The 23,364-nt window shown below is 34.6% G+C and carries 22 protein-coding genes; 19 read left to right on the top strand and 3 right to left on the bottom strand.

All coding sequences use genetic code 11. The annotated features are described in order from the left end of the window. Positions 1-3 precede the first annotated feature (3 nt). Positions 4-1,002 carry a GntR family transcriptional regulator gene (locus tag M0M44_RS05785; protein ID WP_248728920.1) on the bottom strand — a complete coding sequence of 333 codons (999 nt, stop codon included), beginning with the start codon at positions 1,000-1,002 and terminating at the stop codon, positions 4-6. 102 nt (positions 1,003-1,104) lie between these two features. Between M0M44_RS05785 and M0M44_RS05780 the strand changes: the two genes are divergently transcribed. The 5 genes from M0M44_RS05780 to M0M44_RS05760 all read left to right on the top strand — a co-directional run bounded on the left by M0M44_RS05780 (position 1,105) and on the right by M0M44_RS05760 (position 7,410). Beyond that, positions 1,105-2,157 carry an aldose epimerase family protein gene (locus tag M0M44_RS05780; protein ID WP_248728919.1) on the top strand — a complete coding sequence of 351 codons (1,053 nt, stop codon included), beginning with the start codon at positions 1,105-1,107 and terminating at the stop codon, positions 2,155-2,157. Between the two features lie 34 nt (positions 2,158-2,191). Then, positions 2,192-3,352, top strand: a complete 1,161-nt coding sequence (gene galK, locus M0M44_RS05775) for a galactokinase (RefSeq protein ID WP_248728918.1) — start codon at positions 2,192-2,194, stop codon at positions 3,350-3,352. Between the two features lie 15 nt (positions 3,353-3,367). Continuing rightward, entirely contained in the window at positions 3,368-4,426 is a 1,059-nt protein-coding gene (locus tag M0M44_RS05770; protein WP_248728917.1) for a UDP-glucose--hexose-1-phosphate uridylyltransferase, read from the top strand. 250 nt (positions 4,427-4,676) lie between these two features. Then, on the top strand, positions 4,677-6,362 hold the full coding sequence (locus M0M44_RS05765; protein ID WP_248728916.1) for a sodium/sugar symporter: 1,686 nt from the start codon (positions 4,677-4,679) through the stop codon (positions 6,360-6,362). A 268-nt stretch (positions 6,363-6,630) separates the two neighbouring features. After that, complete coding sequence (locus tag M0M44_RS05760) at positions 6,631-7,410, top strand: SDR family oxidoreductase (RefSeq protein WP_248728915.1); 780 nt, start codon at positions 6,631-6,633, stop codon at positions 7,408-7,410. Positions 7,411-7,541: 131 nt separating this feature from the next. Here M0M44_RS05760 and M0M44_RS05755 read toward each other — a convergent pair whose 3' ends face one another. Next, entirely contained in the window at positions 7,542-8,438 is an 897-nt protein-coding gene (locus tag M0M44_RS05755; protein ID WP_248728914.1) for an AraC family transcriptional regulator, read from the bottom strand. Between the two features lie 173 nt (positions 8,439-8,611). Here M0M44_RS05755 and M0M44_RS05750 point away from each other — a divergent pair, with 173 nt between their 5' ends. From M0M44_RS05750 to M0M44_RS05735, 4 genes are all read left to right on the top strand, one after another. Beyond that, positions 8,612-10,264 (top strand): UxaA family hydrolase, encoded by a 1,653-nt coding sequence (locus M0M44_RS05750; RefSeq protein ID WP_248728913.1) that lies wholly within the window; start codon positions 8,612-8,614, stop codon positions 10,262-10,264. A 37-nt stretch (positions 10,265-10,301) separates the two neighbouring features. After that, entirely contained in the window at positions 10,302-11,066 is a 765-nt protein-coding gene (locus M0M44_RS05745; RefSeq protein ID WP_248728912.1) for an SDR family NAD(P)-dependent oxidoreductase, read from the top strand. A gap of 189 nt (positions 11,067-11,255) precedes the next feature. After that, on the top strand, positions 11,256-12,113 hold the full coding sequence (locus M0M44_RS05740; protein WP_248728911.1) for a fumarylacetoacetate hydrolase family protein: 858 nt from the start codon (positions 11,256-11,258) through the stop codon (positions 12,111-12,113). Between the two features lie 4 nt (positions 12,114-12,117). Then, complete coding sequence (locus M0M44_RS05735) at positions 12,118-12,453, top strand: L-rhamnose mutarotase (RefSeq protein ID WP_248728910.1); 336 nt, start codon at positions 12,118-12,120, stop codon at positions 12,451-12,453. A gap of 229 nt (positions 12,454-12,682) precedes the next feature. On the opposite strand, the gene M0M44_RS05730 is transcribed toward M0M44_RS05735, so the two are convergent. Next, positions 12,683-13,933, bottom strand: coding sequence for an NAD(P)/FAD-dependent oxidoreductase (locus M0M44_RS05730; RefSeq protein WP_248728909.1), 1,251 nt, complete (start codon positions 13,931-13,933; stop codon positions 12,683-12,685). Positions 13,934-14,034: 101 nt separating this feature from the next. Here M0M44_RS05730 and flxA point away from each other — a divergent pair, with 101 nt between their 5' ends. The 10 genes from flxA to M0M44_RS05680 all read left to right on the top strand — a co-directional run bounded on the left by flxA (position 14,035) and on the right by M0M44_RS05680 (position 23,343). After that, entirely contained in the window at positions 14,035-15,555 is a 1,521-nt protein-coding gene (flxA, locus tag M0M44_RS05725; protein ID WP_248728908.1) for a flexirubin biosynthesis tyrosine ammonia-lyase FlxA, read from the top strand. 40 nt (positions 15,556-15,595) lie between these two features. After that, the gene (locus M0M44_RS05720; RefSeq protein ID WP_248728907.1) at positions 15,596-16,822 is read left to right on the top strand and encodes a WG repeat-containing protein; all 1,227 of its coding nucleotides are present in this window, start codon (positions 15,596-15,598) and stop codon (positions 16,820-16,822) included. Between the two features lie 95 nt (positions 16,823-16,917). Then, positions 16,918-17,649, top strand: a complete 732-nt coding sequence (gene flxB / locus M0M44_RS05715) for a flexirubin biosynthesis SDR family reductase FlxB (RefSeq protein ID WP_248728906.1) — start codon at positions 16,918-16,920, stop codon at positions 17,647-17,649. 211 nt (positions 17,650-17,860) lie between these two features. After that, positions 17,861-19,096: a beta-ketoacyl-[acyl-carrier-protein] synthase family protein gene (locus tag M0M44_RS05710; RefSeq protein WP_248728905.1), complete on the top strand. Its 1,236-nt coding sequence runs from the start codon at positions 17,861-17,863 to the stop codon at positions 19,094-19,096. After that, a complete protein-coding gene (locus tag M0M44_RS05705) occupies positions 19,089-19,343 on the top strand; it encodes an acyl carrier protein (protein WP_008465907.1) in 255 nt (84 codons plus the stop codon). The genes M0M44_RS05710 and M0M44_RS05705 overlap by 8 nt, the downstream gene beginning before the upstream one ends. After that, entirely contained in the window at positions 19,344-20,243 is a 900-nt protein-coding gene (locus M0M44_RS05700; RefSeq protein ID WP_248728904.1) for an LpxL/LpxP family acyltransferase, read from the top strand. Positions 20,244-20,381: 138 nt separating this feature from the next. Continuing rightward, positions 20,382-21,284: an NADPH-dependent FMN reductase family protein gene (locus tag M0M44_RS05695; protein WP_248728903.1), complete on the top strand. Its 903-nt coding sequence runs from the start codon at positions 20,382-20,384 to the stop codon at positions 21,282-21,284. 17 nt (positions 21,285-21,301) lie between these two features. Continuing rightward, positions 21,302-22,435, top strand: a complete 1,134-nt coding sequence (gene darB / locus M0M44_RS05690) for a dialkylresorcinol biosynthesis protein DarB (protein ID WP_248728902.1) — start codon at positions 21,302-21,304, stop codon at positions 22,433-22,435. After that, positions 22,435-22,863: a hotdog family protein gene (locus M0M44_RS05685; RefSeq protein WP_248728901.1), complete on the top strand. Its 429-nt coding sequence runs from the start codon at positions 22,435-22,437 to the stop codon at positions 22,861-22,863. Before darB ends, M0M44_RS05685 begins: the two co-directional genes overlap by 1 nt. A 9-nt stretch (positions 22,864-22,872) precedes the next feature. Continuing rightward, the gene (locus tag M0M44_RS05680) at positions 22,873-23,343 is read left to right on the top strand and encodes a hotdog family protein (RefSeq protein WP_248728900.1); all 471 of its coding nucleotides are present in this window, start codon (positions 22,873-22,875) and stop codon (positions 23,341-23,343) included. Positions 23,344-23,364: the final 21 nt, after the last annotated feature.

Raw genomic sequence — 23,364 nt, 5'->3', positions numbered from 1 at the left:
AGCTTATAAAGAGTTACGTAATATAAGAGCAGATCTATTTTCGATCTGCTCTTTTGTTCCTTTCAAAACCATATCTGCCAGAATTTTTCCCATCAACTCAAAATTGGTTGAAATAGTGGTAATTCCGTTTGCGGCAATTTTCTTCAATGGAGTTTCATTGTACGATATAATTCCGAAATCTTCTCCCAATTTTAAATTTCTGCTCATTGCATTTTCTATAACCAAGAGCAAGTCACGATCATGCGGTATAATATATAAATCTCCCAACGCAATAGATTGATTGCTAAAATCTGAAATAATTTCATAATCCAAACCATAAGTCTGGCAAAACGATTCAAATCCTAATTTCATTCCTGGAGGTTCTCTAAAACCTGGGAAAATTAAAATCAGTTTCTTGTATTTTGATAATCGCGATTTGCCTTTCATCAAACCTTCAAAAATATCTTTTTGGTGATTTTGATAAATTGCAGGAAACATTTTTAAATCTGAATTGGTCTGATCCAAAATAATTACGTCGCTTACTGGTAGGGTTTTTATAGAATCGACGATATCGTTTAAGTTCGTCGGCATAATAATGTATTTTGTATAATTTCCGTTGCTGTCATTTATCAGCTTTTTGAAAACCTGAACATTAAAGTGGTGGAAAAAAATATCGACCTGAACATTTTTTCCGATGTTTTTTAAAAATGAATTATAAATATCTTCTTTGAAAATATTCAACTCATCAAAAAGTAAAAAAACCTTCTGAGTTATAGTGATTTCAACGCTTTTAACGTAATATCCCTTTCCTGGAATAGCGTAAATGATTCCTCTTTTCTTCAATTCGTCATACGCCAGCAAGACCGTATCACGAGATAAAGAAAAAGCCAGACAGACTTTATTTACCGATGGAAGCCTATCGCCTTTAATCAAATTTCCTTCTTCAATCGCTTTTTCGATTGAAAGAATAATCTGCTTATATTTTGGCAGACCGATGTTATTTTGAATTGAAATAATGTTCATAATAAAAGTCATTTTGACTATAAATAACAAAAACTGGTAGGTACTGGTATGCAAAAATAATAAATGTTTCTATTTTTGGATTTCATTTTTGGTAAAATTTTTATGGAAATAAAACACATATCGCATTTAAAAGAGACTCATAATTGCAAATTATTTGGTTTAATGCCGAATAAGGAAGAAATTTATTCTTTTGATCTGGTTAATAAAACTGGAATGAAGGTTCAGATCATCAATTATGGAGCAACTGTAACTTCAATCCAAATTCCGGTAAACGGAAAACTAACAGATGTTGTATTAGGCTTTGATAATTTAGAATCGTATTTAGAATCCTATAATTTGCCAAGCGCTCCTTATTTCGGAACTACTGTGGGCCGTTATGCAGGTCGTATTCATAATGCAACTTTTAGCCTTGATGATAAAAAGTTTCAGCTAGATAGAAACAACAACGGCAACACGCTTCATGGAGGAGTAATGGGATTTGGAAGAAAAGCATGGAATGTAGTTAATGCAACTTCTGGCGAAAATCCTTCTATTACTTTTGCCCTTTTGAGTGCCCATTTGGACGAAAATTTTCCTGGCGAAATGACGGTTTATTTAACTTATACTTTGACTGAAGAAAATGAATTGAAGTTAGAATACAGAGCAACCTCAACAGAAGATACCATCATCAATTTGACGCATCATAGTTATTTTAACCTTGATGGACATGACGGAAATGTTTTAGAACAGCAAATGTTTATCAAATCGGCTAAAATGCTGGAGACCAATTCTGACAATATTCCAACAGGAAATTTTACCGACTTAAGCAATCATGATTTTGACTTTAGAAACCCAAAAAGCTGTCCGTTTCCAATTGACAATTCTTTTGTAGTGAATTCTAAAACTGAAATCGTAGCGCAATTAATCAGCTTAAAAAATAACCTAAGAATGAATGTTTATACCGATCAGCCAAGTGTACATATATATGTAGGCGGAAATTGTTTCGGAAAACTGAAAGGAAAAGAAAACGTTGATTACAATGCCCAAAGCGGAATTTGTTTTGAAACGCAGAATTTCCCAGATGCACCAAATCATGCTCATTTTCCAAATGCTGTTTTGAAAAAGGGGGAAGAATACACTCAAAAAACACTTTACAAATTTGAAACTTTAAACTAACTATTTACACAATACCACAATTACAACAACTATAATGAATGATATTTTAATACAAAATACCGTTGCTTTTTTTGAGAAATCCTTCGGGTCTTCTCCTCAAAAAACGGTACTTTCTCCAGGCAGAATCAACATCATTGGAGAACATATTGACTACAATGACGGTTATGTTTTGCCTGCTGCAATTGACAAAGTGATTTGCTTTGCTTTTGAAAAAAACAATACTCAAACTTCTAAAATAATTGCCATCGATTTGAATGAAGAATTTGAAATCGATTTAACTCAGGAAGTAAAACTGAGCGATGTGGTCTGGACCAATTACATTCGTGGCGTAATCAAACAATTGCAAGATAACGGATTTTCGTTTGATGGTTTTAACTGTGTTTTCAGCAGTAATATTCCGGTTGGTTCTGGATTGTCTTCTTCTGCAGCTTTGGAATGCGGAATGATTTTCGGAATCAAATCTCTTTTTGATTTAAAAATTGAGAAAAAAGACATTTCATTATTAGGGCAAAAAGCAGAACACTGGGTTGGTATCAACTGCGGAATTATGGATCAGTTTTCAAGCGTTCACGGTCTTGAAAATAAAGTGATCAAATTAGATTGCAACACTTTAGATTTTGAATATCACAATGCCGACTTCAAAGATTATTCTCTAATTTTATTTGATTCTAATGTAAAACATTCACTTTTTACATCAGAATATAATACGAGAAGAATTGAATGCGAGGAAGGTTTATCTATCATAAAAAATCACTTCCCAGAAGTAAAAAGTTTCAGAGATTCTTCTGTAGAACAAGTTTTGAGCTTAAAGGATAAGATGACTGAAAAAGTTTTTGACAGAGTTCATTTTGTTGTAAAAGAAATCAATCGTGTTATCAAAGCTTGCGAAGCTTTAGACCAAGGAAATATAGAACTTTTAGGAGAACTGCTTTTTGAAACACATGATGGCTTATCTAAAGAATACGAGGTAAGCTGCGAAGAATTAGACATGCTTGTTGATACCGCAAAAGAAGATGATGCCATTATTGGTTCCCGACTTATGGGAGGCGGTTTTGGAGGCTGCACTATCAATTTAGTTAAAAAAGGAAATGAAAATGAGGTAAAGCGTAAGTTCTCTAAACTTTATTTAGATACATTTGGAATTGAATTAAAATTCTATGATGTAAAAATCTCTAACGGAACAACGCTACTTTAAAACCACAACTGTACAATGAAAAATTTTGACATTAACGAAGATCCGCACAGACGCTTCAACCCATTAATTAACGAATGGGTCTTGGTTTCACCTCACCGTGCAAAACGCCCTTGGCAAGGACAAAATGAAACTATTTCTACAGAAGAACTTCCTAAATACGACCCAACTTGTTACTTGTGTCCTGGAAATGTTCGTGCCAACGGAATGAATAATCCGCAATACGAAAGCAGTTTTGTTTTTGAAAATGATTTTGCAGCCATGAAACAGGACGAAATCATTTTTGAAGACGATATCAAACATACTTTTTTTAAGGCAAAACCAGAACAGGGAATTTCAAGAGTGGTTTGCTTTTCGCCAAGACACGATCTGACTCTTCCAGAAATGGAAATTGGAGATATTGAAAACATCATTAGAACTTGGCAGAAAGAATATACCGATTTAGGAAATATTAAATTCATCAACCACGTTCAGATTTTTGAAAACAAAGGAAGTGTTATGGGCTGCAGCAACCCGCATCCGCATGGCCAAATTTGGGCACAATCTTCTCTACCAACTCAGGTTGAAAAAACACAAAATAGCTTAAAATCGTACTACGATAAAAATCAGACAACATTGTTAGAAGATTACGTAAAGGCCGAATTGAAAGCTGGCGATCGCATTGTAATCGAAAATGATCATTTTGTGGCATTAGTTCCGTTTTGGGCAATCTGGCCGTATGAAACCATGATTATCAGCAAAAGAGCTGTAAACAAAATCACCAATTTTACAGCAGCTGAAAGTACCGCTTTCGCGAAAATCTTAAAGCAACTTACAACGAAGTATGATAATTTATTTAATACTTCATTTCCATATTCGTCAGGCATTCACCAATCGCCAACAGATGGTTTAATCCATCCAGAATGGCATTTCCACATGCATTTTTATCCGCCTTTGTTGAGATCTGCAACGGTAAAGAAATTTATGGTTGGATATGAAATGTTGGGCGAATCACAGCGCGATATTACACCCGAAAAAAGCGCCGAAATTTTGAGACAGCTTTCAGATGTACATTACAAAAGCCTAGTAAAAGCTTAACGGTTTCGTGTTGCACTTAATCCAAAACTAAAAATTTAACACAATTCCTATTGAATAAATGTAAAAAACACATTTACTAATAGTTGATTTCTAAATTTTTATTTTACATTTGGCTTCTGCTTTATTTTCGCAAAAAAATAACAGAAATAAAACACATCTTGCATTTTTAACAAGATTTGACAACACAAAAACTGATTTAAAACCACATAAACAAACAACCCTATAATAATTATTTAAAATACTACTAACAATGAACCAAAACCTCGCTTTCGCAGACTATGCGGTTTTTATTATTTATTTTATCGTAGTCTCGGTCTACGGTTACACCGTTTACCGCAAACGTAAACAAGACGAACAAGATGCTAAAGCTTACTTTTTGGCTGAAGGAAATTTAACTTGGTGGGCAATTGGAGCTTCTCTTATTGCTTCTAATATCTCTGCAGAACAATTCATCGGAATGAGCGGTGAAGGATTCTTCTTAGGAATCGCTGTTGCTGCTTACGAATGGCTTGCCGCTATTGCACTTATTATTGTCGCTGTATGGTTTATTCCTGTTTATCTTAAAAACAAGATTTACACGATGCCACAATTCTTAAAAACACGTTACAACGAATCTACTGCATTGATTATGGCAGTTTTCTGGCTGTTTTTGTATGTTTTTGTAAACTTAACTTCTATTCTTTATTTGGGAGCAGTTGCTATTAATGGTCTTGCGGGAGGTCAGTATCTTCACGCTATTATGATCGGTTTGGCTGTATTTGCTTTATTTATTTCTCTTGGAGGAATGAAAGTTGTAGCTTATACAGACGTTATTCAGGTTGCGGTTTTAATCATTGGAGGTTTGGTAACTTCTTACATCGCTTTGACTACTGTTGGGCAGTATTTTGGTGTTGGCGAAAATGCAATTGCAGGTTTCAAAGTTTTAATGAAAGAAGCGCCGGAGCATTTCAAAATGATTATTCCAAAACCAACTGCAGCATCATCTCAACTTGAAATCGATAAATATTTAACTTTCCCTGGATTGTTATCTTATGCAGCTGGCATCTGGATCATCAACTTAAACTATTGGGGATGTAACCAATACATTACACAAAGAGCACTTGGAGCAGATTTACAAACCGCTCGTACAGGAATCTTATTTGCGGGTATGCTAAAATTATTAATGCCACTTATCGTAATGCTTCCTGGTATTGCTGCTTATGTTTTATACACAAACGGGCATTTGCCACAATTAGTTGGAGGAAAAGACGGAGCTTATTCTGCTGTATTGACTTTCCTTCCAACAGGATTAAAAGGTCTTTCTGTTGCCGCACTTACTGCTGCAATTGTAGCATCTTTAGCTGGAAAAGTAAACAGTATTTCTACAATTTATACCTTAGACATTCATAAAAAATACATCCAGAAAGATGCTGGCGAAAAACAACAGGTAAACATTGGTAGACTTGCCGTTTTTGCTGCCATGCTTTTAGCGGTTCTATTTACTTGGAATGACGTTTTAGGAATTGGTGGAGTTGGAGGATTTACATACATCCAAAAATATACTGGATTTATTAGTCCAGGAGTTTTCGCGATGTTCTTCTTAGGTATGTTCTGGAAAAGAACTACTGGAACAGCTGCAATCGTGGGAGTAATTTTAGGATTCTTATTATCTGTTTTATTCAACGAATATGCTCCAGCTTTATTTGGAAATGATACACTTTTATATACTGCTTATAATAACGGAAAAGGAGCTTTCGAAATTCCGTTCCATATTTGTATGGGATTGTCATTCTTATTTACAATGATTGCCATGATTGTGATAAGTTTCGCTGGTCCAAAAGTAAACCCAAAAGCATTCGAGACAGAACCTGGAATGTTCAAAGTACAGCCACAGACTACGGTCTTAATAGTAATTACATTACTGATTATTGTGGCTCTTTATGTTAAGTTCTGGTAATAAATTATCAGTTCTATTCTCTCTATTTTTACAGCTGTTGTTTATCTGAACAACAGCTGTAAATTTTTAAAAATAAACCTAATACATATAAATATCAGTTTTAGAAATAAATAAAAAGAGTAAGAAACTAAATCTAAATTGAAACAAAAAATATTCAAACTAGATAAATGAGATATCTTTTTAGATAAAGTTAGAACTATGATTCTATAGGTTTGAAATACATTTGCTATACCTTTATAGAGTCTTTAAATTATAATAAATAAAAATCATGCAGTTATCATTAACCCAAAAAATCATTATCGTTACTGGAGGCGCAAAAGGAATCGGTTTAGGAATCGTTAAAGTTCTAGCCGAAGAAAATGCAATTCCGTTTATCGTTGGACGTAACGAAAATGACAACATCAAAGCCGTAGAAGAATTAAAAGCCATTGGAAAAGAAGCGCATCAAGTTGCCGCCGATTTGACAAAACCTGAAGACTGCAAAAAAGCCGTTGACACCGTAATCGCAAAATTTGGCCGAATTGACGGGCTTGTAAATAATGCCGGAGTTAATGACGGTGTAGGATTAGAGAACGGAAATTATGAAGATTTCGCTGCTTCTCTTCACAAAAATTTAGTGCATTATTATTTAATGGCACAGCATGCGCTTCCGTATTTGAAAGAATCGAAAGGAGCCATTGTAAACATTGGTTCTAAAACTGCCGAAACAGGTCAAGGCGGAACCTCAGCTTACGCTGCTTCAAACGGAGGAAGAAATGCTTTAACCAGAGAATGGGCAGTTGAATTATTAAAATACAGCATTCGTGTAAACGCTGTAATTGTAGCTGAATGTTACACGCCGCTTTATGAAACGTGGATTAATACTTTTGAAAATAAAGAAGAAAAATTAGCCGCAATTACAAAAAATATTCCGCTAGAAAACAGAATGACAACAGCAGAAGAAATTGCTAACATGGTGGTTTTCTTGCTGTCTGAAAAATCAAGTCATACCACTGGACAGATCATTTATGTTGATGGTGGTTACACTCATTTAGATCGATCTATTTAATTTTTTTTAGCCACGAATTCACAAATTTATTCTCAAAGATTGTCAAAGAATAATTCGTGAATTCGTGGCTATTTTTTGTCTCACGCAGATTTGGCAGATTGAGCAGATTTTAATTCAAATCCTTTTAATCTTTAATCCCGATAGCTATCGGGAGTGGCAAAACTCATCTTCGCATTATTTTTAAAATCAGATGGCGTCATTCCTTTAACTTTTTTGAAAAGTTTATTAAAATTTGAAGCGGTTTTATAACCGCATTCATACGCAATTTCAGACATACTTTTATCGGTTTCCAGCAACAATTTACAGGCATTCGAGATTCTGATTTCGTGCAGATAATCCACAAAGTTTTTCTTCGTTTTAACTCGAAACATTCTGCAGAAAGAAGTCCGAGTCATATTCGCAACAGCGGCAATTTCTTCTAAGGAAATATTCTTCTTATAATTTTTATTCACATATTGAAAAACTTCTGAAAGACGATCTACTTTTGAATCTTTCTGCATCAAAGAATAAATTTCGTCATTGATATAGATTGTATCCTGACTTTCTGAAAGAATAGACAAAATCTCAAAAAGTCCGACAATTACCTCAAAGTCTTTTTTTGAAACTAACTTCTCCAATTTTTTAGCAATCTGCTTATTGGTTTTTCCGATAATCGAAATCCCTTTTCCAGCCTGAAAAAAGAGTTCATTGATTTTTTGCGTTTCTTTTAATTCGTAAAAAGTCGGTCCAAAAATATCTTTATGAAAATATACAACAATCGAATTCGCCTTCAAATCTTCAATTCCTTGATAATATTTCTCATCATTCAGCCAAACGTGCGGAATATCCGAACCTAAAAAAACCATATCTCCAGGTTCAAATGGCATTACCGAATTTCCAATAATTCGCTTGCCGTAACTCTCTTTTACATACACCAATTCCAATTCTGGATGCGAATGAAAGGGCGCCTGAAAAAAAGGCTCAACACGATTTAATACCGAAACTTTTGTATTGAGATAAGACGCTATTTTGGTTTGTTCCAATTTCATTCTGCAAAGATAATTAAAGATTATACACGGATAATATTAGACTAATAACAAAAGGCTAAAAAAACTAATTTTATTTTTCGTTTACTGCCCAAATTTTAGTGAAATCAAAGTGCTTAACTTCTTCCCTAACTACAGCAAACGACAACACAAAAAAGAAAAAAAACAACAAGACAATGCTTGATACAACTAAAAAATTAGTCGTAAAACTGCACCCAGACGATAATGTTCTGGTAGCTTTAACCGACTTACCAAAAGGAGAAACCATTCTTTTTGAAAACGAACCTTACGTTTTACAAGACCTCATCAAAGCCAAACATAAATTCTACATGCAGGACATGAAGCAGGGAGAAGAAGTAAACATGTACGGTGTTTTGGTCGGAAAAGTACAATGTGATGTGGCAAAAGGAAGTTTAATGACGACCGAAAACTTAAAACACGCCGCAGATCCTTACGCTTACAGAAACGCTTCTTACGAATGGAATGCCCCTGATGTTTCTAAATTTGAAAACAGAACTTTTAAAGGTTATAAAAGAAAAGACGGACGTGTTGGAACTGCCAATTACTGGCTTTTTGTTCCGACAGTTTTTTGTGAAAACAGAAATCTTGACGTTATCAAAGAGGCGTTGCACAAGCAATTAGGTTATGCTGTAACAGACAAATACAATCAATTTACGCACGAATTACTGGAAGGTTATTTGAACGGAAATGACATCAACGATATTAATATTGAATTAAATCCGACTCCGAAAAACAAACGTGTTTTTGAAAATGTGGACGGAATTAAATTCTTAAATCACCAAGGCGGCTGCGGTGGAACGCGTCAGGATGCTTCTACTTTAAGCGCTTTATTGGCTTCTTATGCCAATCATCCAAACGTTGGTGGAATCACGCTTTTGAGTTTAGGATGCCAGCATTTACAAGTTCAGGATTTTGTAAACGACGTAAAAAGACAAAACCCAGAATTTGACAAACCTTTGTTTATTTTTGAACAGCAGCAGACAGAAAGCGAAGAAGTTTTGATTACTAATGCCATTAAAAAGACTTTTGAAGGTTTAATTGAAATCAACCAATATGAAAGAACCGATGCGCCTTTGAGCGATTTATGCATTGGTGTAAAATGTGGCGGAAGCGATGGTTTCAGCGGAGTTTCTGCAAATCCTGCTGTGGGTTATACTTCTGATTTAGTAGTAGCTTTAGGCGGAAAAATTCTTTTGGCCGAATTCCCAGAATTATGTGGAGCTGAACAGAATTTAATTGACAGATGTATTACGGAAGATAAAGCCAAAAAATTCATAGATTTAATGGAATCTTACGATGAACTGGCTCATAAAGTGGGTTCTGGTTTCCACATGAATCCGTCACCAGGAAACATCAAAGACGGATTAATTACAGATGCTATCAAAAGTGCCGGAGCGGCTAAAAAAGGCGGAACTTCTCCTGTTGTTGACGTTTTAGATTATACCGAATTGGTTACAAAACCAGGATTGAGTTTAGTTTGTACACCAGGAAATGATGTGGAAGCAACAACTGGAAAAGCGGCTTCTGGAGCAACTTTAATTTTATTTACTACAGGGTTGGGAACTCCGACTGGAAACCCAGTTTGTCCTGTAATTAAAGTGGCAACAAACTCTGTTCTAGCAACCAGAATGAAAGATATTATCGATATTGACTGCGGACCAATCATTAGTGGTGAAAAATCTATTGAAGAAATGGGCGAGGAAATTTTAGAATACTGCATCAAAGCGGCAAGCGGCGAAATTATTCCGAAAGCAGTGCAATTAAACCAAGACGATTTTATTCCGTGGAAACGCGGCGTATCTTTGTAAAAGACTATTAAAAACAACTCATAAAAATTTATATCAAATGTTTTCATTACAAAATAAAAAAGCAATTATCACGGGCGGTGGAAGCGGAATTGGAAGAGCGATTTCGGTTTTATTTGCTAAACAAGGAGCTGAAGTTCATATTTTAGAATTAACTGAAGAAAGCGCAAAAGAAACGGTTGCAGAAATAAAATCAAACGGCGGAAATGTTTTTGCTCACGCCTGCGACGTTTCAAACCACGAACAGGTGAAATCAACTTTCGAAAAAATCGGAAATATTCATATTCTGGTAAACAATGCAGGAATTGCTCACGTTGGAAAAGTAGACACAACTCCAGAATCTGATTTTGACCGTATTATGAATGTAAACGTAAAGGGAGTTTACAACTGTCTTCACGCATCGATTCCTGCGCTTAGAAGTTCTGGCGGAGGTGTAATTTTAAACTTGGCTTCTATTGCCTGCTGGGTTGGAATTCCGGATCGTTTTGCTTATTCTACTGCAAAAGGAGCGGTTATGGCGATGACTTTATCAGTAGCAAAAGATTATTTGAATGATAAAATCAGATGTAATTCTATTTCTCCTGCGCGAGTTCATACCCCTTTCGTAGACGGATTTATTTCTAAAAATTATCCTGGAAAAGAAGAAGAAATCTTCGAAAAATTATCTCAGTCACAACCAATCGGACGCATGGGGAAACCAGAAGAAATTGCAACGCTCGCTTTGTTTTTATGCAGCGACGAATCTTCTTTCATCACAGGTTCTGATTACCCAATTGATGGAGGTTTTATTAAATTAAACAACTAAGAAAAGAAATAGCCACAGATTAAAGAGTTCAAATTTGTCCGAAAAAATAGCCACGAATTCACGAATTAAAAGGATTAAAAAATCTGTGAAATTTGCGTCAAAAAAATAACTGCGAATTTCACAAATTATGATTTATAAAAATTCGTGAATTCGTGGCAGAAAAAACACTTTACTAAAAAATTAAAGATTATGAAACTTATTAGATTTGGAGAAGAAGGAAAAGAAAAACCAGGGGTTTTACTAAATGATAAAAGATATGATGTTTCGTCTATCGTAACAGATTATAACGAAGCTTTTTTTGAAAATGACGGATTAGCAAAATTAGAAGAAGCTTTAAAAAACAATCCATCTTTACCAGAAGTAAGCGATTCAGTACGTTTAGGTTCGCCGGTTGCGCGTCCTTCAAAAATTATCTGCATCGGATTAAATTATGTAGATCACTGTGAAGAAACTGGCGCTGCAATTCCAGAAGAACCAATTATTTTCTTTAAATCTACAACTTCTTTATGCGGGCCAAATGACAATTTGATTATCCCAAAAAACAGCGAAAAAACAGACTGGGAAGTAGAATTGGCATTTGTCGTAGGTAAAAAAGCCAGCTATGTTTCTGAAGAAGATGCACCAAATTATATCGCTGGATACTGTCTTTTGAACGATTACAGCGAAAGAGCATTCCAAATCGAGCGTGGCGGACAATGGGCAAAAGGAAAAGGTTCTGATACTTTCGCTCCTCTTGGACCAATTATGGCGACTCCAGACGAAATTGGTGATGTAAACAATCTTAAAATGTGGTTAACTGTAAACGGAAAAACATTCCAAAACAGTAACACTTCAAACTTGATTTTTAAAATTCCGTTTTTATTACATTACTTAAGTCAGTTTATGACCCTGCTTCCTGGCGATGTTATCAGTACAGGAACGCCTCCAGGAGTTGGTTTAGGAATCAAACCAGATCCAATTTACATTAAAGCAGGCGACGTAATCGAATTAGGAATTGAAGGTTTAGGTACAAGTAAACAGACTGCTGTAGCTTATCAACAAAAATAAAATTATGGCAGCTCAAAAATTTTGTCTTGCACTAGACTTAAAAGACGACGCAAATTTAATTGCAGAATACAAACAACTGCATGAAAGTATTTGGCCAGAAATAAAAAAAAGCATTCAAGATGCTGGAATTTTAGTTTTGGATATTTATTGCACAGGAAATAGATTGTTTATGATCATCGAAGGCGACGAGAATTTTTCTTTTGAGAAAAAAGACAAAGCCGATGCTGAAAATGAAAAAGTTCAGGAATGGGAAACTTTAATGTGGAAATTTCAGCAAGCTTTACCTTGGGCAAAACCCGGACAAAAATGGATTGTAATGGATAAAATATTCGAATTGTAATTGATTAAAAATATTCCGTTAGGAATATCTGATCGGTAGAAAAAAATATTGTCGTTTTGCATGAATGTCCTGTAGGGACATCTGATTTACGGAAATAATATACCTGAATCAATTAATCAAACGTTCCTACGGAACGTATTATCGCAATTCAAATTTCATATTCTACCGATGAGACATTCCTACGGAATGAATCTAGAAAATGAATTATCTTTCTATAAAAAAGCCCTGATTATTCAGGGCTTTGTTCTTTTTGCATATTTAATAAATACGCCATATTGGCTATTACGTGATCATGTTTTTTAACAAACGGATTTTCTTCATTCCAAACATATCCTGCCAATACAGAACATATTTTTTCTTTCACATCTGGATTTTCAGGCTGATGGAAAAATAAAGTCTGAAGATTTCCTGTATACCATTCTTGTACGTATGTCGTGAAAACCGCAATTCCGCGTTTCATGTATTGCGTAAATTCAACTTCCCAGTCAACAGAAATTCCTTGCGATTCTTTTAAGTATAATTTTGCCGCCAGCATTCCAGATTCAGTTGCAAAAGCTACACCAGATGAGAAAACTGGGTCTAAAAATTCAGAACTATTTCCAGTTAAAGCAAAACCATCGCCGTACATTCTTTTTACTGCCCTTGAATAATTTTCTAATTTAACTGGCTCGAATAAAAATTCAGTTCCGGCAAATCTTTTAATATAATAATCCGATTTCTGAATGGCATTTCGGAGAGCCTCAGCATTATCTTTATTTTCAGAAAGAGAATTGATAAAATCGGTCGGACCAACAACTCCCAAACTCGTATTTCCATTCGAAAACGGAATTACCCAAAGCCAAACTTCGGTTTCCAAAATATCAAAAGAAATCTGAGTTCCCTCTACCCCTTCTTCTCTATTAATATCTTTAACATGTGTAAAAATAGAAGAATGCGGGTCTAGTTTTGACGGAGTATCCAAATCTAAAAGTCTTGGCAAAACACGTCCGTATCCGCTTGAATCGATGATAAATTTAGCGTGAATTTCTTTTAGGTTTCCCGCTGCATCTTTTACGATAGTTTTTGAATTTTTCCCCTCAAAAGAAACTTCCAAAACCTCTGTTTCAAATTCCAGATCAATTCCTTTTCTAACAATTTCCTGCGCCATTGTATTGTCAAAATCAGCTCTAGGAACTTGCCAAGTCCAGTCCCAGCCTTCGCCAAATTTTATACTAAAATCAAAATTGCAGATTTCTTCCCCTCTAATAAAACGAGCTCCTAATTTTTTTTCGAAGTTCATCGCATCAAGCGCTTCAAACAATTCTGCTTCAGCAAAATGATCCATAACTCGAGGAATAAGACTTTCTCCTACTACAAGTCTCGGAAACTTTGTTTTTTCTACAACCTTAACCTTTACGTTGTTTTTATAAAGATACGATGCCGAAACACATCCAGATGGTCCTGCACCAATCACTAAAACATCAACAAACTCCTTTGTCATATTAGAATTATTATCATTAATTAGCCTACATTTGCCTACATCAAAATAACTACATTTATTTTGATAAATAAAATTAAATTAGCACAACCAAAATCGATTTAATGAATACAATTAATGAATATTTAAGTTTAACGGAATTTGAATCCATAATATTTGGAAATCAAAAAGTTAAAATTAGTGATGTCGTTCTAAACAGAGTAAATGAGAGTTTTAATTTCTTAAAAGAATTCTCAGGAAACAAAGTTATATACGGAGTAAATACTGGGTTTGGCCCAATGGCTCAATATAGAATTAAAGAGTCTGATCAAATTCAATTACAATATAATTTAATTAGAAGCCACTCTTCTGGAACAGGAAAACCATTAAGTCCTGAGTGTGCAAAAGCTGCAATTTTAGCAAGATTAAATACTTTGTCTTTAGGAAATTCAGGAGTTCATCCTTCTGTAATTCATTTAATGGCAGAACTAATCAATAGAGATATTACGCCCTTAATTTTTGAACACGGCGGCGTGGGTGCCAGCGGTGACTTGGTGCAATTATCGCATTTAGCTTTAGTGTTAATTGGTGAAGGCGAGGTTTTTTATAAAGGAGAAAGAAGACCAACTCCAGAAGTTTTCGAAATTGAAGGTTTAAAACCAATTCAAGTAGAAATTAGAGAAGGTCTGGCATTAATCAACGGAACTTCTGTAATGACAGGAATTGGCGTTGTAAATGTTCATTATGCTCAAAAATTATTAGATTGGTCGCTAAAAGCTTCTTGCGCAATTAACGAATTGGTTCAAGCTTATGATGATCATTTCTCAGCAGAATTAAACCAAACCAAACGTCATAAAGGACAGCAGGAAGTGGCGGAAAGAATGAGAAAAAATCTTTCTGACAGTACTTTAATCCGTAAAAGAGAAGACCATTTATATTCTGGAGAAAATACCGAAGAAATCTTCAAAGAAAAAGTTCAAGAATATTATTCACTAAGATGTGTGCCTCAAATTTTGGGACCTGTTTTAGAAACTATAAATAATGTAGCTTCTATTTTAGAGGACGAATTTAACTCGGCAAATGACAATCCAATTATAGACGTAAAAAACAAACACGTTTATCACGGAGGAAATTTCCACGGAGATTATATTTCCCTTGAAATGGATAAACTGAAAATCGTTATTACCAAATTAACGATGCTTGCAGAACGTCAGTTGAATTATTTATTGAATTCAAAAATCAACGAAATCCTTCCTCCATTTGTAAACTTAGGAACGTTAGGATTTAATTTCGGAATGCAGGGAGTACAGTTTGTTGCAACCTCAACAACTGCCGAAAACCAAATGCTGTCAAACCCAATGTACGTTCATAGTATTCCAAACAACAATGACAATCAAGACATTGTAAGTATGGGAACCAATGCTGCGGTAATTACATCAAAAGTTATTGAGAATTCTTTTGAAGTTTTAGCTATCGAATTAATCACAATCGTTCAGGCAATTGATTATTTAGCACAAAAAGATAAAATTTCGTCTGTTACAAGAAACTGGTACGACGATGTTCGTAAAATAATTCCAGAATTTAAAGAAGATCAGGTAATGTATCCTTTTGTTCAAAAAGTAAAAGATTATTTGATAAACAGTTAAAAATATTTGTTTTACAGTATTAATATTGAATCTTAAAATCATGAAAAAGTCACTTGTTTTTTTATTGCTAAGCTGCATTCAATTTGTTAATAGTCAAGAATTGGCATTAGTGAAGAAAAATTCCAAAATTGGATATCTTTCTAAAGATGGATCTTTTAAAATCGAACCGCAATACAAATCTGCCAGAAGTTTTTCTGAAGGCTTAGCTGCTGTAGAAAATGGCGGAAAATGGGGATTTATAGATGCCAAAGGAACCTGGGTAATTCCAGCCGATTTTAAAGATGCTAAAGATTTTAATAGCGGAATCGCAGTTGTACAAAAAGATAAAGACTGGGTTTATATTAATACAAAAGGAGAAATTCAAAAAGCACCGGTTTCTGACAAAGTATTTGATTTTAATGATGGAGTTGCTTTCTTCAGACAAAACAATAAAGTGGGGCTAATCAACAATAAAATGACTGTTGTTTTAGAACCAAAATACGATCAGATCAAACCTTTTGAAAATGGTTACGCCAGAGTAGAACTGAACAAAAACTGGGGAATTATTGATACCAACGGAAAAGAATTGGTTGAACCGGTTTATGCCGAAGTTGGAAATTATTTTAAAGGAACAACTTGGGCTAGAAAAGAGAAAACTTTCGGATTGGTAAGCGGCGGAAAATTTATTCCCGTTGATGGAGCTGAAAAAATCTGGGATTTTGAAACTCAAGATTTGACGTTTGCCAAAAAGAACGGAAAAATTGGTTATATCGATTTAAAAGGAAATTGGGCCATTCTTCCTATTTATGATAAAGGAAAAGCGTTCTCAAAAAATCTAGCGCCAGTTTTAGTTGGAAAAAAATGGGGATTCATTAATCCAGAAGGAAAATTTGTAATTGAACCAACTTACAGTGACGCAGAAGTTTTTAGCACAAACGGTCTGGCTCCAGTAAAAGAAAGCAATTGGGGATTCATCAACGAATCTGGAAAACTGGTAATTCCAACACAATACGGCATTACAACAAACGCTATTATTGCGATGTTTGTGCAACAAGACAAAGGATTTATTGATGGCGTTGCCCGAGTAAAAAACGAAGGAAAATGGGGATTTCTAAAACCAGATGGAACCGTTTTAGCCAACCAATGGTTTGAAAATGCTGAATTGTTTTCTAAAAGCGCTGAAAAACCTCAGCCAGCTGCAGCTCCTGTTTCTGCCGAAAAACCAAAACAAGAAACTAAGCCTGCAGCGAAACCAGCTGCAAAATCAGCACCGAAAAAAAAGAAATAATATTTATCTCCAAATAAATTAGAAATTTGCATAAATGAAATCGCATTCTATAAAGCGGTTTCATTTTATGACGAATAAAAATAAACCCTACATAAATGAAGTGTGTATTAGTAACAGGCGGTTCGAGAGGAATTGGAAGTGCGATTTGTAAAAAACTGGCCGTAGAATCCGATTATCATATTCTGATTAACTATCATTCGAATCAAACAGCTGCCGAAGAAACATTACAAGAAGTACAAAAATTAGGCGCGACAGGAGAAATCTTAGGCTTTAATGTTTCTAATTTTGAAAACGTACAAAGTGTTTTAACTGCTTGGCAGGAAGCAAATCCTGAAAAATTGGTTGAAGCAATTGTCAACAATGCTGGAATTACTAAAGACGGTCTTTTTATGTGGATGACACCAGAAGACTGGAACGGCGTTATGAATACAAGTGTAAACGGTTTCTTTAATGTTACACAATTTTTTATTCAAAAAATGCTACGCAATAAATACGGCCGAATCGTAAATATGGTTTCGGTTTCTGGAGTAAAAGGTACTGCGGGACAAACCAATTATTCGGCTGCAAAAGGTGCAATTGTAGCAGCAACCAAAGCTCTGGCTCAGGAAGTTGCAAAAAGAAATATTACAGTTAATGCTGTAGCCCCAGGTTTTATCAGAACTGATATGACGAGCGAGCTGGACGAAAAAGAATTATTAAAACTTATTCCGGTAAACCGTTTTGGCGAAGCCGAAGAAGTTGCAGATTTGGTAAGCTTTTTGATTTCTAAAAAAGCAAGCTATATTACAGGAGAAATTATCAATATTAACGGCGGAATATATTCTTAAAGAATACTATGTTTGCGAAGTTTGTTTTTAAGTTTTAAAAATTGCTCGCAATCCCGATAGCTATCGGGAGCTAAGTTGCAAAGTTTTTAGCAAAAAAGACTTAAAAAAACTTTGTGTCTTAGTGCCTTTGCGGCAAGATTAAAAAATAAAAACTTTGTGCCTTTGTTTTAAAAATTACACTTTAAGGATAAAAAATTACTTTTGAAAGACGATGAATAGACGAGTTGTAATTACTGGAATGGGAATTTATTCTTGTATCGGAACTTCTTTAGACGAAGTAAAAGATTCGTTATACGAAGGAAAATCTGGTATTCAGTTTGATTCTGAACGTAAAGAATTTGGTTTCCAGTCGGCCTTAACAGGGATGGTTCCGAAAGCCGATCTTAAAAATTTATTGACGCGCAGACAACGTATGAGCATCGGTGAGGAAACCGAATATGCTTATATGGCCACTATAGAAGCATTAAAAAATGCAAACATTGATGATGCTTTTTTTGATGAACACGAAGTAGGTATTATGTACGGAAACGACAGCGTTTCTAAAGCAATCATTGACGCAACAGACATTGTTCGCGAGAAAAAAGACACTGCTCTTATTGGTTCTGGTGCTATTTTTAAATCGATGAATTCTACGGTAACCATGAATCTCTCTACGATTTTTAAACTTCGCGGTATCAATCTTACGGTAAGTGCCGCTTGTGCGAGTGGTTCTCACTCTATTGGCTTGGCTTATTTTTTAATTAAAAGCGGTTTCCAAGATATTGTGATAACTGGCGGAGCGCAGGAAATCAACAAATATGCCATGAGCAGTTTTGACGGATTAGGCGTTTTTTCCAACAGAGAAGGCGATCCTACAAAAGCTTCAAGACCTTTTGATATTGGCCGTGACGGATTAATTCCGAGTGGCGGTGGTGCAACTTTAATTTTAGAAAGTTACGAATCTGCCATTGCACGTGGCGCCAATATCATTGCAGAAATCGGAGGTTACGGATTTTCATCAAACGGAGGGCATATTTCTACTCCAAACGTTGAAGGGCCAGCAACAGCAATGAAACGCGCACTTGACGATGCAAAATTAGAAGCTTCAGATATTGAATATATAAATGCTCATGCAACCTCGACACCGGTTGGAGATGCCAATGAAGCCAAAGCCATTTTTGAAGTTTTTGGAGAAAAAAATCCTCCAGTAAGTTCTACAAAATCAATGACTGGCCACGAATGCTGGATGGCTGGAGCCAGCGAAATCATTTATTCTATATTAATGATGCAGCACGATTTTATCGCGCCAAACATCAATTTGGAAACACCAGATGAAGATGCGTCAAAATTAAATTTAGTTAAAACTACGTTAAACAAAAAATTTGACATATTTTTGTCCAATTCTTTCGGTTTCGGAGGAACCAACTCTGCGTTGGTGGTTAAAAAGTTTAAATTGAACAATGAATAAAGAAGAGATTATAGCAAAAATTAATGGTTTTTTAGTTGATGAATTTGAAGTAGACAATGACGACATTGAACCAAATGCTAATTTAAAAGATACACTTGGGTTAGACAGTCTGGATTATGTTGATTTAGTCGTTTCAATAGAGGCAAACTTTGGTGTAAAACTAGTTGAAGCAGATTTTGTTGGAATTTCTGATTTTCAAAGTTTTTATGACTTAATCGAAACTAAAATAAAAGCCAAATCAGCTTAAATGAGTCAATGGGATGGTAAATCCAAAGGAACTGTATTAGGTTATAAAATATTCGTTTTTTTAATTCAAAAAGCGGGTGTAAAGGAGGCTTATGTCCTACTTTATTTTGTTGCTTCTTATTATTTTTTATTTCTAAAAAAAAGCAACAGAGCCATTTTCTATTATTTTAAAGAAAGACTGCAATACTCCTATTTCAAATCCAAAAAAATGGTTTTCAAAAGCTATTATACTTTTGGACAGACTATTATTGATAAAATTTCTATTTCCGCAGGAATGCGAAACAAATTCACTTATGAATTTGACGGAATAGAAACACTAAAAAAATTACTTGCCGAGAAAAAAGGTGGTGTTTTGATTAGTGCACATGTTGGTAATTTTGAAATTGCCGAACATTTTTTGGGAGATATTGATCTTAATTTCCAAATTAATCTTGTTACGACAGATCTAGAGCATTCTGCCATCAAGAATTATCTCGAAAGCGTTTCTCAAAAACCAACTGTAAAGTTCATTATCATCAAAGAAGATTTGTCTCATATTTTTGAGATCAATGCCGCTTTAGCCAATAACGAATTAATCTGCTTTACAGGCGATCGCTATTTTGAAGGAACAAAATCACTTTCTGAAAACTTTTTAGGTAAAGAAGCCAATTTCCCTGCGGGTCCATTTTTAATTGCTTCAAGATTAAAAGTTCCTGTGGTTTTTGTTTATGTAATGAAAGAACCAAATCTTCATTATCATTTATACGCAAGAGAAGCCGAAGTAAAACACCGAGACGAAAAAGCGCTTTTGAAGGAATATGTAAAAAGCGTCGAAAGCATTCTACACACCTATCCTTTGCAATGGTTTAATTATTTTGATTTTTGGAACCAGTTAGAAAATAAAAATTCATTGCCAAAATAACATCAAACAAACACTTTTCGGTTCAGTTTTTTTCAATAAATCAAAAAATTGGGAATTCTATGTCTTTGGTCGAAATAAGAAAATTCGTTTAAATAAATTTACTTATTTTTGCTGACCATCAAAGCCCAAAAACCTAAAATGAAAAATGTTCTCGTAATTTATTATACGCAATCTGGACAGCTGGAATCTATTGCAAGAAATATTGCAAAACCATTTCTAGATTCAGAAGAAATAAATCTCACATTTCATGAAATACAATTAGAGAAACCGTTTCCTTTTCCTTGGAATAAAGAATCGTTTTTTGATGCCTTTCCAGAATCGTTTTTACAGATTCCGACCGCATTAAAACCTGTTTCTGAGGAAATTTTAAACACAAAATTTGATTTAGTATTATTTCATTATCAGGTTTGGTATTTGTCTCCTTCTATTCCGATCAATTCATTTTTGAAAAGTGACGATGCCAAGAAAATTTTGAACAATACACCTGTTATTACCATCAGCGGTTCTAGAAACATGTGGATTATGGCTCAGGAAAAAATCAAAGTTTTGTTGAGAAAAGCCAATGCAAATTTGGTCGGAAACGTAGCTTTGGTAGACCGTGTTGGAAATTTAATCAGTGTAATCACCATTGTAGAATGGATGTTCTCTGGAGTTAAGAAAAAATATTTAGGTATTTTTCCGCTTCCGGGAGTTTCAGAAAAAGACATACAAGAATCAAGTCAGTTTGGAGAAATCATGCTTGATTCTTTACAGAAAAATAATTTTGCCCAATTACAGCCCAAATTAGTCGATGCTGGAGCTGTAAAAATAAGCTCATATCTGGTAACTGTTGACAAAACGGCCAACAAAATTTTCAATAAATGGTCAAATATCATTTATAAAAATCAAAAAAACCGAAAACAGCTGCTTAAAGTATTTAATGTTTATTTATTCCTTGCGATATGGTTAATCTCACCAATAGTGTATATATTGCACCTTATTACCTATCCGCTTAAGTTAAAATCTATAAAAAAGGAAACTCAATATTATCAGGGAGTTTAGAAGACGAAATTTAAATTATGTTTGAAGTATATATTACAAAAGCTGCAAAATATTTGCCAAACGAAGCCGTTTCAAATGAAGAAATGGAAGCCTACTTGGGCCTTATCAATGATACTGCTTCTAAAGCAAGACGCATTATTTTGCGCAACAATAAAATTACAAGCCGATATTACGCTGTTGACAAAGAAGGAAAAAGCACACACAGCAATGCCGAATTAACCAAAAATGCTATTTTACCGTTATTCGACGAAAATTTTACGCCTCAAGATTTAGAAGTACTTTCATGCGGGACCTCAACTCCTGACATTTTTTTACCTTCGCACGCTGCGATGGTTCACGGTCTGCTAAAAAATAAATCGGTAGAATTAAACTCTTCAACTGGAGTTTGCTGTGCCGGAATGAACTCTCTTAAATTTGGTTTTCTTTCTATTAAATCTGGAAATTCAAAAAATGCAATCTGCACAGGATCCGAAAAAGTTTCGACTTGGCTGAATGCTCAAAAATACAATCACGAGGCTGACAATTTAAAAAGCCTTGAAGAACAGCCAATTATTGCATTCAAAAAAGATTTTCTTCGTTGGATGCTGTCAGATGGTGCTGGAGCTTTTCTTTTGGAAAACAAACCAAGAGGACCAATTTCTCTTAAAATCGAATGGATGGAAGCTTTTTCGTATGCGTACGAATTAGAAACCTGTATGTATGCTGGAGGTGATAAATTGGAAAATGGTGAAATTAAAGGCTGGAGCGATTATTCGCCAGAACAATGGCTAAACGAATCTGTTTTTTCAATAAAACAAGACGTTAAATTATTAGACGAATTTATCCTGTCAAAAGGTGCTCAAAGCATGAAAGACGCCATGGATAAAAACAATATTAAATCAGAAGATATTACTTATTTTATTCCTCACGTTTCTTCTAACTTTTTTGTTGAAGGATTGAAAAAAGGATTAAACGAAAAAGGTATCGGAATGAGCGATGACAAATGGTTCATGAATCTTTCTCGAGTTGGAAATGTAGGTTCTGCCTCTATTTACTTGGCTCTTGAAGAATTGATGGGTTCAGGGAATTTGAAAAAAGGAGATAAAATTTTATTATCTGTTCCAGAAAGCGGAAGATTCTCTTTTGCTTATGCCTATTTAACGGTTTGTTAATGGAAACAATGCTTTTAGAAAAAGAAATGGTCGAAAATTTACTGCCTCAAAAGCTTCCTTTTGTTATGGTAGACGCTATGCATTCTTATTCTGAAACTTCTTTGGTTTCGGGTTTAGAAATTCAGCAAGATAATATTTTCGTGTCAAACGATGTTTTTCTTGAAGCTGGATTAGTAGAACATATGGCACAATCTGTGGCATTGCATACAGGATATCAATATTTTTTGAAAAACGAAATTGCTCCGACCGGATACATTGGTTCTATTAAAGAAATTGAAATTAAGAAGCTTCCAAAGCTTAGCGATACTATTCAATCTGAAGTGACGATTCTACAAGAATTTGCGGGAATTACTTTAGTGGATATTGTTACTACTTTAAATAATGAAGAGATTGCCAGAGGACAAATGAAAACCGTTTTGGCAAAATAAAAGCAATCGATGAAAACTACTTCTGCTGTTGACATACAAAATTATTTACCACACCGAGCACCGATGCTTATGGTGGATTTGATTTTGGATATAGATTCCGACTTTGTAGAAACCATCTTTTTGATAAAAGAGGACAATATTTTTGTTCAGAACAAGGTTTTTATTGAAGCAGGATTAATCGAAAATACAGCCCAGACGTGTTCGGCAATTGTTGGAAAAAAATACTTTTTTGACGACAACGGAATCGAAAATGAAAACGTAAATGTAATTGGATTTATCAGCGCTTTAAAAAGTGTAAAAATTCATGCTCTGCCAAAAGTTGGCGACAACATTATAACTAAAGCCGATTTGGTTTCTAAATTTACTGGAGACGATTATACTTTATGCACAATGAAATGCAAAAGCTTAGTAGAAGACCAGATTCTCTTAGAATGCGAAATTAATTTGTTCATTCAAAAAACAATTTCCGTTTCGCAATAATTTCACTTGAAAATAATAACT

The sequence above is a fragment of the Flavobacterium humidisoli genome, assembly GCF_023272795.1.
Taxonomy (GTDB): domain Bacteria; phylum Bacteroidota; class Bacteroidia; order Flavobacteriales; family Flavobacteriaceae; genus Flavobacterium; species Flavobacterium humidisoli.
Note: the sequence above shows the minus strand (reverse complement) of the source record. Positions and strands in the feature narration are given on the sequence as shown.

Excerpts from the sequence above, each read along its gene's own strand:
- M0M44_RS05785 (WP_248728920.1), bottom strand. The coding sequence starts at position 1,002 with ATGAACATTATTTCAATTCAAAATAACATCGGTCTGCCAAAATATAAG.
- M0M44_RS05780 (WP_248728919.1), top strand. The coding sequence starts at position 1,105 with ATGGAAATAAAACACATATCGCATTTAAAAGAGACTCATAATTGCAAA.
- galK (WP_248728918.1), top strand. The coding sequence starts at position 2,192 with ATGAATGATATTTTAATACAAAATACCGTTGCTTTTTTTGAGAAATCC.
- M0M44_RS05770 (WP_248728917.1), top strand. The coding sequence starts at position 3,368 with ATGAAAAATTTTGACATTAACGAAGATCCGCACAGACGCTTCAACCCA.
- M0M44_RS05765 (WP_248728916.1), top strand. The coding sequence starts at position 4,677 with ATGAACCAAAACCTCGCTTTCGCAGACTATGCGGTTTTTATTATTTAT.
- M0M44_RS05760 (WP_248728915.1), top strand. The coding sequence starts at position 6,631 with ATGCAGTTATCATTAACCCAAAAAATCATTATCGTTACTGGAGGCGCA.
- M0M44_RS05755 (WP_248728914.1), bottom strand. The coding sequence starts at position 8,438 with ATGAAATTGGAACAAACCAAAATAGCGTCTTATCTCAATACAAAAGTT.
- M0M44_RS05750 (WP_248728913.1), top strand. The coding sequence starts at position 8,612 with ATGCTTGATACAACTAAAAAATTAGTCGTAAAACTGCACCCAGACGAT.
- M0M44_RS05745 (WP_248728912.1), top strand. The coding sequence starts at position 10,302 with ATGTTTTCATTACAAAATAAAAAAGCAATTATCACGGGCGGTGGAAGC.
- M0M44_RS05740 (WP_248728911.1), top strand. The coding sequence starts at position 11,256 with ATGAAACTTATTAGATTTGGAGAAGAAGGAAAAGAAAAACCAGGGGTT.
- M0M44_RS05735 (WP_248728910.1), top strand. The coding sequence starts at position 12,118 with ATGGCAGCTCAAAAATTTTGTCTTGCACTAGACTTAAAAGACGACGCA.
- M0M44_RS05730 (WP_248728909.1), bottom strand. The coding sequence starts at position 13,933 with ATGACAAAGGAGTTTGTTGATGTTTTAGTGATTGGTGCAGGACCATCT.
- flxA (WP_248728908.1), top strand. The coding sequence starts at position 14,035 with ATGAATACAATTAATGAATATTTAAGTTTAACGGAATTTGAATCCATA.
- M0M44_RS05720 (WP_248728907.1), top strand. The coding sequence starts at position 15,596 with ATGAAAAAGTCACTTGTTTTTTTATTGCTAAGCTGCATTCAATTTGTT.
- flxB (WP_248728906.1), top strand. The coding sequence starts at position 16,918 with ATGAAGTGTGTATTAGTAACAGGCGGTTCGAGAGGAATTGGAAGTGCG.
- M0M44_RS05710 (WP_248728905.1), top strand. The coding sequence starts at position 17,861 with ATGAATAGACGAGTTGTAATTACTGGAATGGGAATTTATTCTTGTATC.
- M0M44_RS05705 (WP_008465907.1), top strand. The coding sequence starts at position 19,089 with ATGAATAAAGAAGAGATTATAGCAAAAATTAATGGTTTTTTAGTTGAT.
- M0M44_RS05700 (WP_248728904.1), top strand. The coding sequence starts at position 19,344 with ATGAGTCAATGGGATGGTAAATCCAAAGGAACTGTATTAGGTTATAAA.
- M0M44_RS05695 (WP_248728903.1), top strand. The coding sequence starts at position 20,382 with ATGAAAAATGTTCTCGTAATTTATTATACGCAATCTGGACAGCTGGAA.
- darB (WP_248728902.1), top strand. The coding sequence starts at position 21,302 with ATGTTTGAAGTATATATTACAAAAGCTGCAAAATATTTGCCAAACGAA.
- M0M44_RS05685 (WP_248728901.1), top strand. The coding sequence starts at position 22,435 with ATGGAAACAATGCTTTTAGAAAAAGAAATGGTCGAAAATTTACTGCCT.
- M0M44_RS05680 (WP_248728900.1), top strand. The coding sequence starts at position 22,873 with ATGAAAACTACTTCTGCTGTTGACATACAAAATTATTTACCACACCGA.